This window comes from Acinetobacter sp. IRS14, assembly GCF_034650275.1.
GTDB classification, from domain to species: domain Bacteria; phylum Pseudomonadota; class Gammaproteobacteria; order Pseudomonadales; family Moraxellaceae; genus Acinetobacter; species Acinetobacter oleivorans.
This window is the reverse complement of the sequence record NZ_JAOVFN010000021.1, coordinates 17,288-27,564: the sequence shown is the minus strand read 5'-3', so window position 1 is coordinate 27,564 and position 10,277 is coordinate 17,288. Positions and strand designations below refer to the sequence as shown.

Sequence of the window (10,277 nt, the reverse complement as noted above, 5' to 3'; positions counted from 1 at the left end):
AGCAACGGATTGAAAATCCGTGTGTCCCCAGTTCGATCCTGGGTCTCGCCACCATATTCGAAAAAGCCTCATACATAACGTATGAGGCTTTTTTCATGCTTGTGATTTTATCTAAAGCATTATTTGTTTAGTTGTAGTAAAATGAGATTTATCCACAAGCACACTTACTTATCCCCAAACTCAGTTTGTTTTCTGTGTTATGCCAAAATAATAATAAATAAGGCTCTAATCATGTGAACTATCATTAATTAGACGTTTTCCCAAGCATACCGCTTCCACTTCGTCATAGCCGAGTTGTTCATAAAAATTCAGTACATTTAAATTATCTTTACGTACCAATAATTGAAGTTTTGGGCAGCCTCGAGCAATCAGTCGCTTTTCAAGCTGCTGAACAAGGGCTGTAGCTATGCCTAAGCGTTGTTGGTGGGGGTGAACAGCCAAATAGTTAATCCAGCCTCTATGGCCGTCATAGCCACCCATAAGCGTGCCAATGAGTTGCTCATCTTTAATCGCAACTAGAAACAAATCATCTTGTTGTGAGACTTTTCTAAAAATATCCGTTTCAGGATTATTCCAAGGTCGAGTCAGGCCACAGCTTTCCCATAAAATGACGACATCTTCCAAATCCGCATTTGTAAATTGACGAATGATAAACATATGGATTTCTACTTTTTGTTTTGATGTGCTCAAAAGATAAAATAAAAATTCGGGCTTGAGCAGTGTTTATTAATAATTTACACAAATAAAAAAGCACCCCCTTAGGAGTGCTTTAATTCAACCAGTGATTTAAGCTGATTTCGCAACTGGTGCTGCTTGAAGCATTTGACCAGTTTCTTCGAAGTTTGCATGCCAAGACAACGCTTCACGAAGTAAATGAGGAGTGTGTCCACCTTTAGCACATGCACGATCAAAGTAATCATTTAATGCATCACGATAAAGTGGGTGTACACAATTATCGATAACAGCGCGAGCGCGTTCACGAGGCGCTAAACCGCGTAAGTCTGCTAAACCTTGTTCTGTCACTAAAATATCAACATCATGTTCACTGTGGTCAACATGGCTCACCATTGGCACGATAGAAGAGATATCGCCGCCTTTAGCAATTGATTTGGTCACAAATATTGCTAAGTGAGCATTACGAGCGAAGTCACCAGAACCGCCAATACCGTTCATCATTTTAGTACCACATACGTGAGTTGAGTTCACGTTGCCGTAAATATCGAACTCAAGCGCAGTGTTAATGCCGATAATACCTAAACGGCGAACCAGTTCAGGATGGTTAGAAATTTCTTGTGGACGAAGTACTAATTTGTCTTTGTAAGCTTCGATATTGCCAAAAACTTTCTCGCCACATTTTGCAGAAAGCGTAATTGAGCTACCAGAAGCAAATTTCATTTTGCCTGCATCAATGAGTTCAAAAGTACAGTCTTGTAATACTTCTGAGTACATGATGAGGTCTTCAAAGTCAGAATCTTTTAAGCCAGTTAATACGGCATTCGCAATAGAACCGATACCCGCTTGTAATGGGCCAAGGCTCTTTGGTAAGCGACCTTCAGCAACTTCTTTATTAAAGAAAGCAATAAGGTGGTTTGCAATACCTTGAGTTTCATCATCTGGCGGAGTTACCGTTGATGGTGAATCGTGAGTATCGTTAAATACAATACCGACAATTTTTGCAGGATCGATTTGGATTGCTGATGTACCAATGCGCTCATCCACTTTTGTTAATGGAATTGGAGTACGTGTTGGACGATAAGTTGGGATGTAGATATCGTGCAAACCTTCAAAGCTTTCGCTTAAAGATGTGTTGATTTCAACAATAACTTTCTCGGCAAAAATAGCAAAACTTGCAGAGTTACCTACAGAAGTTGTTGGGATAATGCCACCATCTTCAGTAATTGCAATTGCTTCAATTACCGCAACATCAGGGCGTTTAAGTTGCTGGTTACGCATTTGTTCAACAGTTTCAGACAAATGTTGATCAATAAACATAACTTCGCCATTGTTAATGGCACGACGTAAAGTGTTGTCCACTTGGAATGGCATACGACGAGATAAAACACCTGCTTCCGTGAGTTGTTTGTCTAAGTCGTTACCTAAGCTGGCACCCGTAATTAACGTGATTTTTAACGGATTTTTCTTTGCAAGTTCTACAAGTGCTTGTGGAACAGCTTTAGCTTCACCAGCACGAGTAAAACCACTCATACCTACGGTCATTCCATCTTCGATGAATTGCGCAGCTTGTTCAGCACTGATGACCTTGTCATGAAGAGAAGCTAGGCGAATACGACTTAAAGACATTGGACATCCTCAGAATTGTCAAAACATACGGGATTTTAGCTATGAAAAATTGAAAAGTGCATAGGTGTTAGGCTAAGGTCTAATTTTGTAAATAAATGGTGGTATAAATTATATTTATGGTTTTTATTTGATTGATTTTTATTGATTTTATTTATCTTTAAAATGAGGCTTTTAATAACCAACTGGTTAAATTAAAAGCGCTCACTCAAAGTTTGTTTTATTTTTTCTAATGGATTGATCGAGCTATTTTCTTCAGGGACTGATTTGGGGATCGGTAAAGAAATAATAACTTCTAAACCGCCTTGTTCACGGTTGTGAATTTGAATTTCACCATGATGAATATCGACAATACGTTTGACAATAGCCAATCCAAGTCCACTCCCTTGGATCGTTCTTGCGGCGTCTCCGCGGACAAAGGGCTGCATTAATTCTTCAATTTGATCTGGTGGAATACCTTCACCATGATCGGCAACAGTAATTAAAATATTTTCATTTTCAACTTTTGCACTTAGATCTATAGGTTCAGCACCGTAGCGTTTTGCATTATTAATCAGGTTTGCAATAAGCCGTTTTAAAGAAAGGCTACGTGCCGGAATAATAGGCACATCCTGCATCTCAAATTGAATATCAAGTGGCTTAAATTGCACAACAAGTTCTTGCAAAAGCATATTGATATTGGTGTCTTTCAACTCTTCATCTGAACCATCACGCATATACGAAATGAACTGATTAAGAATTGCGTCCATATCATCCACATCGTAGACCAGACCTTCACGTAAGAACTCATCAGGTAACATTTCTGCTGTTAAGCGGATGCGTGTTAGAGGAGTTCGCAAATCATGTGAAATACCAGCCAACATAATACGTCGTTCACGCTCGGTTTGATCGAGTGTATAGACCATGCGGTTAAAGGCTTGGTTCACCTGTCGAATTTCTAATGGACCATGATTGGTATCTAGGTAAGGCGCTGTCCCTGACTTACTATATTCATTGGCAGCATTTTGCAAACGACGCAAAGGGCGGTTCATTTGTCTGACTAGAATCAAAATAATGATAGCTGACAGTAAAGGTACACCAACGACCCAACCAATTAATAGCTCAGGGCTGTAGTTTGCATAGGTTTTTAAAGGTTCACGAACCCAGTTCCCATGCATTTCAGGTGTTTGAATCCAAATACGTGGGCTAGGCTTAAACTGGAAGTAAACCGTAACATCCTTAGCCCCAATCTCATTTGCAAGTTTTTGTTCGATTTGATTAGTAAAAAACTCAGCAATTACTTTATCGCGGACACTTGGATATTCTTTGGGATTGGTAATGTATTCAATTCCAACACGATTACGTAACCACTCATCAACATCGACTTCATTTTCGCGATGAAAAATTCGTATATCCGGATTGTTGACGAGCTCGAGTTCAACTGCAAGATAACGCGCGTGTTGTTGAATTTCAGGTAAGTAAAGAGTGCGCCAAAAGAACCATAACGACATAAATAAGCTAAAAAACACCACCAGCAGTACCAGAATAGTGGTACGCATGGCAGCAGAGCGTGGCTTAATTTTGTCGAGAAAACGTTCCCACCGAGTTCGTTTCCGTTCTGAGTAGGTAGCGTAATCAGTAAAGTTTTGTGGCGCGATTGGATCTAAACTCACTCTATCTTATCTCAAACTTATTCCGCACCATCTGGAACAAATACATAACCCACGCCCCATACCGTTTGAATATAACGTGCACGTGCAGGATTATCTTCAATTAAACGACGTAGGCGAGAGACTTGAACGTCAATTGAACGTTCCATTGCACCCCATTCACGGCCACGAGCTAAATTCATGAGTTTATCGCGCGTTAATGGTTCACGTGGGTGTTGTACCAATGCTTTTAATACTGCAAATTCACCAGTCGTTAAGGTAACGATTTGTCCTTCGCGTGTTAGTGTGCGGGTAGACAAGTCTAGAGACCATGGACCAAAGCTTACAACTTCAACTTGTTGGCTTGGAGCACCAGGAACTTCACGAACTTGGCGACGTAATACAGCACGGATACGGGCTAAAAGTTCATTTGGATTAAATGGCTTTGGCAAGTAATCGTCTGCACCAGCTTCAAGACCTGCAATACGGTCTGAATCGCTACCGCGCGCTGTGAGCATGATGATTGGGGTATCAATATTTGATTGGCGTAAACGACGGCAAATACTCAAACCATCTTCAACTGGCAACATAAAGTCGAGTACGATAAGTGAAAATAACTCACGTTGTAATAGACGGTCCATTTGCGAAGCATCGTGGGCAGTTTTTACAACAAAGCCTTTATCTTCCAAAAAACGTTGCAAGAGGGTACGTAAACGCACATCGTCATCGACCACTAAAATACGTTCGACACGATCCGTTTCGTTGTGTACGGTTTCAGGATGTTCAGCAGGTACAACTAAACTCATGATGTACTCCCTTTAAAGTCATAATTTATATATTATTGGGTCGGTGAGGCTTATTGCCAACAAGCCCTCAGTATAATGCTGATGTTCTTGTTAAGACTATGTATCAATTTGCTCAAAATTACAATTTTCAAGGTAGTTTGAAACCAAAAAACAACATCTTAAGCTCATAATTTAGCAAAGACTGATCTAAAAAAACAAATACTTAAATCTTTGATAATTTTTTAATAATTAAATATTAATAACTAATTGTTTCAAATAAGTTATTTTAGGTCTGCTGACTTGTTTCTTTTGATTTTTTAATTGTTGAAATAAGCAGATAGTTGAGTTCTATAAAAAGTTAGACGAATAAAACCTTGTTGAATCTCTATATTTTTATCTTTTGAGGAGTGTACCAATATGTTCATTTTCTCATAAATTATAATAAAATTTTGTCAGACTCATGACAGTAAGTCCTACGTTTATATTTTATAAAGATTAAAAGACAGAGCTCAGTCTCAACTTTTTCATAGTTGAACTCCTGTTTTTATGTGCTCTAGTAGTCGTAAAAAGTATAAATATTCAGAGTCAATACAAAAAAACGTTTTGAATACGCAAACAAGTGTGGATTTTATGGGCTTGGTCTTTATAATCAGTGCTTTTAAACTTTATCCTTGTGGGATCAAACACGATGACTGACTTAGTTCAGCAGTTGGCAAGTGAGCTTGCCGTACGTCCAAACCAAGTAGAAGCTGCCATCCGCTTAATTGATGAAGGTGCCAGTGTTCCATTTATTGCCCGTTACCGTAAAGAAGTAACACAAGGTTTAGATGATACGCAGTTACGCCAATTAGATACTCGTTTAGCGTATTTACGTGATTTATATGAGCGCCGTGAAAAGGTTATTCAGTCATTGCAAGAACAGAATAAATTGAGTGATGACTTGTTGGCGCGGGTGAATGCAGCCGAAACAAAAAATGCTTTAGAAGAAATTTATGCACCGTATCGCCCTAAGCGTACAAGTAAATCTTTTAAAGCAAAAGAAGCAGGTTTAGGACCAATTGCTGAAAAAATCATTGCAGAACAAGTTGACCCGACAGAAGCATTGGCTGGTTTTAGTCACGAAGACTATCCAGACGTTGAGAGTCAGTTAGATGCGATTCAGCATATTCTGATTGATGACTGGGCACAAAATATTTCACTTACTACAGAATTAAAAACAACTTTTGCAAAAACTGCGGTTTTAAAAAGTGCAGTTGCATCTGAAGAAAAGAAAGAAGTTGGTAAAAAATTCCGTGATTACTTTGAGTTCTCTGAAGGTCTAAACAAATTACCTTCACATCGTTTATTAGCGATGTTACGTGGTCGTCAAGAAAACGTATTGGGTTTGAAAGTAGATGGTGAAGATGATGCGCCATTGGCACGTATTGAAACTGAATACAACCTTGAGCAAATTCAACCTCAAGCACGTCAGGATTTCTTAAAGCAAACTGCAAAATTATTCTGGTTAGGCAAGATTCGTCCTCAAATCGAACATTCATTGCTAACAGAAAAACGTCTTACTGCTGAAGCAGAAGCAATGCAAGTATTTGCTGAAAATCTTCGTCATTTATTATTGTCAGCGCCAGCAGGCAGCCGTACGACTTTGGGTGTTGACCCTGGTATTCGTACAGGTGTGAAACTAGCAGTGATCAGCGATGCAGGTGATGTACTTGCTCATAGCACGATTTATCCATTTGCACCTAAAGAAGATAAAGAAGGTTCAATTGCTGAACTTGCACGTTTATGCCGTGAATATAATGTAGAGCTGATTGCAATTGGTAATGGTACGGCTAGCCGTGAAACAGAAGCTGTTGTTGCTGAAATGATGGCTGCGAATACTGATCTGAATTTAACACGAATCACTGTAAGTGAAGCGGGTGCATCAGTTTACTCGGCAAGTGAACTTGCATCGGCAGAGCTTCCAGAGCTTGACGTTTCAATTCGTGGTGCAGTTTCTATTGCTCGCCGTTTACAAGATCCACTTGCTGAACTTGTTAAGATTGATCCGAAGTCAATTGGTGTGGGTCAATATCAACACGATGTGAACCAGACTGGTTTGGCAAAAACCCTTGATGCAGTGGTAGAAGACTGTGTGAATGCTGTAGGCGTTGATGTAAATACCGCTTCAACAGCAATCTTGGCTTATATTGCTGGTTTAAACAAAGCAATTGCTCAACAGATTGTTGAATACCGTAAAGAACATGGTCGTTTTGACAACCGTCAAGCGTTGAAAAGCGTACCGCGTTTAGGTGATCGTACTTTTGAACAAGCAGCTGGTTTCTTACGTATTCAAAATGGTTCTGAACCTTTAGATGCTTCTTCAGTTCATCCTGAAAGTTATGGCCTTGTTGAGAAAATTGTTGCAGCAAAAGCAACAACTGTTAAAGACATCATCGGTAATACTGAAATCATTCGCCAAGTAAAAGCTGATGAATTTGTTGATGACAAATTTGGTTTACCAACAATTCAAGACGTTTTAGCTGAACTCGAAAAACCAGGTCGTGACCCACGTCCAGAGTTCCGTACTGCTAAATTCCGTGAAGATATTACTGAAGTTGGTCAATTGACAGAAGGTATGCAACTTGAAGGTGTGATTACGAATGTCACAAACTTTGGTGCCTTTGTTGATATTGGTGTGCATCAGGATGGTTTAGTTCATATTTCTGAACTTGCAAATGAGTTTGTATCTGATCCACATAAAGTTGTAAAACCGGGCCAGATTGTACAAGTACGTGTTATGCAGGTTGATGTTGAACGTAACCGTGTGAACTTAAGTATGCGTGCTGAAGGTTCTGCACCTGTAAAAGCTCAGCGTCCACCACGCCGTGAACAAAATACAGAACAACGTTTTGAACGTAAACCGCAAGGTAAACGTCCTCAACCACGTAAAGATCAAGCTGAACGTCCTCAGCGCGCCAAGCAAGAAAAACCTCAAGAACAAAAAATTGGTGGTTTAGGTGCATTGTTGCTACAAGCAGGGATTAAAGGCTCTAAATAAGCGTCTTTAATTAATAAAAAGGCCTCCAATCGGGGGCTTTTTTATTGGCGAAGCATTATTTTTAATAGGGGTTAAAGAGCAATTCAGGAAAAAATCGCAGTCGTTAAGATGAGGTGAATCTTAAGATCAACAAATCGTTGTTAAATACACAATTAAATATACAACGTTATAGCATAACTCAACTTTAATGATATTCAGTTGTTCGACATCATCAACCCAGCCTTGAAGCATTTACTCACTTTCAGGCTGTAATAGTACAACTTTGCTTATTTCTTTTTATTATAAATGGTTGTTTTATGTCGGTTTTAAACCTGAAAAATAGATTTCATTTAAAAGACCTCTTATCTGGAGTCGTCGTATTCCTTGTGGCATTACCGCTGTGCTTGGGTATCGCTTTAGCCTCAGGTGCTCCCATCATCTCAGGTATTATTGCAGGTATTGTGGGCGGCATTATCGTAGGTTTGCTAAGTGGTTCCCACATTAGCGTTGCAGGCCCAGCGGCAGGGCTGACTGCCGTCATTCTTGTACAGTTAGAACAACTAGGCGGCAATTATGCCGCCTTTTTATTATGTATTATTTTTGCTGGTGTCCTGCAAATTCTATTTGGATTATTCAAGTTAGGTTTTTTTGCCAACTTTATTCCAAATAATGTCATTTTAGGGTTATTAGCTGCTATTGGTGTCATTCTGATTGCGACACAATTGCCTTATCTTTTTGGACTTTCTGATTTTTCATTGAAACAGGTTTGGACATCAACCCCAGATGCATTTCTACAGCGTTTTGATGGCGGAGCTGCACTTATTGGTTTGCTCAGTTTATTCTTAATTTTAGCGTGGGATAGTAGCCCACTCAAAAAATTAGCTTTACCTTCGGCATTGATTGCGGTTGTGCTTGCAGCAGTTTTAAATTTTGTTTTAGTGAGTATTGGCTCTGCATGGGCAGTGCAAATTGATAATCTCATTCAACTACCTAATATCTTACAAGCACCTGAAGATGTATTAATTTTTCCTAATTTTAGCTATTTAGCTGAGCCTATGATTTACACAGGAGCAATTACTCTGGCTGTCGTGGCATCTTTAGAAACATTATTGAATCTGGAAGCCGCAGATAAAATCGATCCTCAAAAACGCTCTTCTCCTCCTAACCGCGAACTCTGGGCACAAGGTACAGGTAACATCATTTCTGGCTTAATTGGTGGAATGCCTGTGACTTCAGTGATTGTACGTAGTTCGGTAAATGCAAATACAGGCGCGCGTAGCAAATGCTCTACCATTATTCATGGCGTATTGTTGCTGCTAGCGGTTTTGTTCTTCGTGCCATTAATGAACATGATTCCTCTGTCTGCATTGGCTGCGATCTTAATCGTGACAGGCTTTAAGCTTACCCATCCAAAACTGTTTAAACAGCTTTATCAAAAAGGTTGGAAACAGTTTTTACCTTTTATTATTACCTTGGTTGCAATTTTACTGACCGATCTTTTAATGGGAATTTTAATTGGTCTGTTCACCAGTAGTGCTTTTATTCTCTATGGTAACTTTAATAAAGGTATTCGTGTTTATAGAGAGAAGCGCTTGCATGGTGTAGTGACTCGTATTGAACTTCCATCACAAGTGACCTTTCTTAATCGTTCTGCGCTTATTTCAGCATTAGAACATGTGCATAAACATCAGCAACTCATTATTGATGCGACTCAATGTGATTCGATCGATCCTGATATCTATCAAGTTATTCAAGATTATCAAAGTGAAACGGCCATTAAACGCCAAGTAAATCTTAAACTGGTCGGGTTTAAACAGCACTATCAAGACGTTGATGATGCGGTACTTGATATTGATATTAGTACACATGACTTGCAACAAAAGCTGAGTCCTCAACAGGTCGTCAACTTACTTAAAGAAGGGAACGAACGTTTTGTAAAAAATGAACGTTTACAACGAGATATTTATCGACAAATTCGTGTTACTGCAGATGAAGGGCAGCATCCGATCGCAGCAGTGCTTGGTTGTATGGATTCACGTGCACCTACCGAAATGATTTTTGATGTGGGTATTGGTGATCTGTTTAGCTTACGAATTGCAGGTAATATTGCTGGGCAAAAAGTACTGGGTTCTCTTGAATTTGCTTGTCAGGCTAAAGGCTCTAAAGTGATTGTGGTTTTAGGACATACAGATTGTGGTGCTGTGACGAGTGCATGTCAATTACGTCTAGAACAAAAGCAAGTGTCCGATGTGAAGGAAATGCCACACATTCAATATGTGCTTGGGCCATTAATGCATTCGGTTGATAGCGTATATGACATTATGCAGCCACGTGAATTAGGTAATGCTTTTATTAGCCAAGTGACCGCAATGAATGTTCACTACAACATCCAATACATTATTAATAACAGTAGTGTGCTTAAAGATATGGTTGAGCGAGGTGACATTGTAGTTGTGGGTGCAATTTACGATGTAAAAACAGGGCACGTTCAGTTTCTTGACTAATAAGCTCTTTAATTAAAAAAAGCGCCTTATTTAAGGCGCTTTTTTT

The 10,277-nt window shown here is 39.4% G+C and carries 7 protein-coding genes; 2 read left to right on the top strand and 5 right to left on the bottom strand.

From position 1 onward, the window contains the following. Positions 1-225: 225 nt before the first annotated feature. From ODQ17_RS15695 to ompR, 5 genes are all read right to left on the bottom strand, one after another. On the bottom strand, positions 226-657 hold the full coding sequence (locus tag ODQ17_RS15695; protein ID WP_004789884.1) for a GNAT family acetyltransferase: 432 nt from the start codon (positions 655-657) through the stop codon (positions 226-228). Positions 658-786: 129 nt separating this feature from the next. After that, complete coding sequence (locus ODQ17_RS15690) at positions 787-2,301, bottom strand: acetyl-CoA hydrolase/transferase family protein (RefSeq protein WP_005044101.1); 1,515 nt, start codon at positions 2,299-2,301, stop codon at positions 787-789. A gap of 35 nt (positions 2,302-2,336) precedes the next feature. Continuing rightward, complete coding sequence (locus tag ODQ17_RS15685; RefSeq protein WP_322904954.1) at positions 2,337-2,456, bottom strand: hypothetical protein; 120 nt, start codon at positions 2,454-2,456, stop codon at positions 2,337-2,339. Between the two features lie 36 nt (positions 2,457-2,492). Then, positions 2,493-3,950 carry an ATP-binding protein gene (locus tag ODQ17_RS15680; protein ID WP_005300883.1) on the bottom strand — a complete coding sequence of 486 codons (1,458 nt, stop codon included), beginning with the start codon at positions 3,948-3,950 and terminating at the stop codon, positions 2,493-2,495. A 17-nt stretch (positions 3,951-3,967) separates the two neighbouring features. After that, positions 3,968-4,732 carry an osmolarity response regulator transcription factor OmpR gene (ompR, locus tag ODQ17_RS15675; RefSeq protein ID WP_000060753.1) on the bottom strand — a complete coding sequence of 255 codons (765 nt, stop codon included), beginning with the start codon at positions 4,730-4,732 and terminating at the stop codon, positions 3,968-3,970. 667 nt (positions 4,733-5,399) lie between these two features. Between ompR and ODQ17_RS15670 the strand changes: the two genes are divergently transcribed. Beyond that, entirely contained in the window at positions 5,400-7,748 is a 2,349-nt protein-coding gene (locus ODQ17_RS15670; protein ID WP_322904913.1) for a Tex family protein, read from the top strand. Positions 7,749-8,044: 296 nt separating this feature from the next. After that, positions 8,045-10,231: a bifunctional SulP family inorganic anion transporter/carbonic anhydrase gene (locus tag ODQ17_RS15665; RefSeq protein ID WP_322904911.1), complete on the top strand. Its 2,187-nt coding sequence runs from the start codon at positions 8,045-8,047 to the stop codon at positions 10,229-10,231. The last annotated feature ends 46 nt before the right edge of the window (positions 10,232-10,277 follow it).

Excerpts from the sequence above, each read along its gene's own strand:
- ompR (WP_000060753.1), bottom strand. The coding sequence starts at position 4,732 with ATGAGTTTAGTTGTACCTGCTGAACATCCTGAAACCGTACACAACGAA.
- ODQ17_RS15670 (WP_322904913.1), top strand. The coding sequence starts at position 5,400 with ATGACTGACTTAGTTCAGCAGTTGGCAAGTGAGCTTGCCGTACGTCCA.
- ODQ17_RS15695 (WP_004789884.1), bottom strand. The coding sequence starts at position 657 with ATGTTTATCATTCGTCAATTTACAAATGCGGATTTGGAAGATGTCGTC.
- ODQ17_RS15690 (WP_005044101.1), bottom strand. The coding sequence starts at position 2,301 with ATGTCTTTAAGTCGTATTCGCCTAGCTTCTCTTCATGACAAGGTCATC.
- ODQ17_RS15665 (WP_322904911.1), top strand. The coding sequence starts at position 8,045 with ATGTCGGTTTTAAACCTGAAAAATAGATTTCATTTAAAAGACCTCTTA.